Source organism: Nesterenkonia halobia (assembly GCF_039536005.1).
In the GTDB taxonomy this organism is placed as follows: domain Bacteria; phylum Actinomycetota; class Actinomycetes; order Actinomycetales; family Micrococcaceae; genus Nesterenkonia; species Nesterenkonia halobia.
Map to the genome: position 1 here is coordinate 1 of NZ_BAAAYG010000023.1, position 1,304 is coordinate 1,304.

Consider the following 1,304-nt stretch of genomic DNA (forward strand, 5'->3'; position numbering starts at 1 on the left):
GGTCGAGGCCTTCCGACGATGGGAGTTACCACACAGCCCATCCGAAAGACCTCGACATGTCCCAGCCTACGTTCACCGCCCCGGATCTCGACACCTTCTGCATGGTCGACGCGCTCGGCCTGACCGTCACCGGCCAGCACCTCGAACCTGAGAGAGCAGTGCTTCAGTGCCGAGTCCGTGAGGATGATCCCTGGTGCCGCTCCTGCGGCGGCGAAGGCATCCCGAAGGGCACGGTGCTGCGGAAATTGGCCCACGTCCCCTTGGGGTGGCGGCCCACCCAGCTCTGGATCCGAGTCCGCCGGTACCGGTGCCCAGACTGCCTGCGGGTCTGGCGCCAGGACACCACCGATGCCGCGGCCCCGCGGGCGAAGCTCTCCCGGCACGCGGTGTTGTGGGCGCTGAAGTCGGTGGTCGTCGACAGGATGTCGATCGCTCGCCTCGCCGCCGGGCTGGACTGCTCGTGGCATACCGTCAACGAGGCGGTGCTGGCCGCCGGCCGCGAGCTGCTGATCAATGACCCTGCCCGCTTCGATGGGGTCGCGGTGATCGGGGTTGATGAGCACTGCTGGCGCCACACCGGGGGTGGTTCCCGCTACGTGACCGTGATCATCGATCTGACCCCGGTTCGCGATGGAACCGGTCCAGCGCGGTTGCTGGACATGGTCGAAGGACGCTCCAAGGCCGTGTTCGCCACCTGGCTCGGGACCCAGAGCGAGGACTTCCGCGCCGGGGTCGAGGTGGTCGCCATGGACGGGTTCACCGGGTTCAAGACCGCTGCAGCAGAAGAGCTGCCCGAGGCCACCGCAGTGATGGACCCATTTCATGTCGTCGCGCTGGCCGGCGACGCGTTGGACCAGGCCCGGCAGCGCATCCAGCGTGAGACCACCGGGCGCCGGGGGCGATCGGGTGATCCGCTCTATGGGGCGCGGAAGACGCTGCGCACCGGGGTCGATCTGCTCACCCCGGGCCAGGGGTCCAAGCTCGATCGAGTCTTCGGTTCTGATGAGCATGTCGAACTCGAGGCCACCTGGAGTGTGTATCAGAAGGTCGTCGCCGCCTACCGGTGCGGCTCCAAGCCCGCCGGCAAGGCGATGTTGGCGGAGGTGATCGACTCGCTGCGCCGCGGGGTCCCCGCGAAGCTGGTCGAGCTGAAGAAGCTGGGACGGACGCTGAACCGCCGGGCGGTCGACATCCTGGCCTACTTCGACCGCCCCGGCACCTCCAATGGGCCCACTGAGGCGATCAACGGCCGGTTGGAGCATCTGCGCGGCACCGCTCTGGGCTTCCGGAATCTGGCCAACTAC

At 67.9% G+C, this 1,304-nt stretch carries 1 protein-coding gene; it reads left to right on the forward strand.

From position 1 onward, the window contains the following. Positions 1-56: 56 nt before the first annotated feature. A partial coding sequence (locus tag ABD652_RS13925; RefSeq protein ID WP_344722424.1) for an ISL3 family transposase occupies positions 57-1,304 on the forward strand: 1,248 nt, incomplete at its 3' end.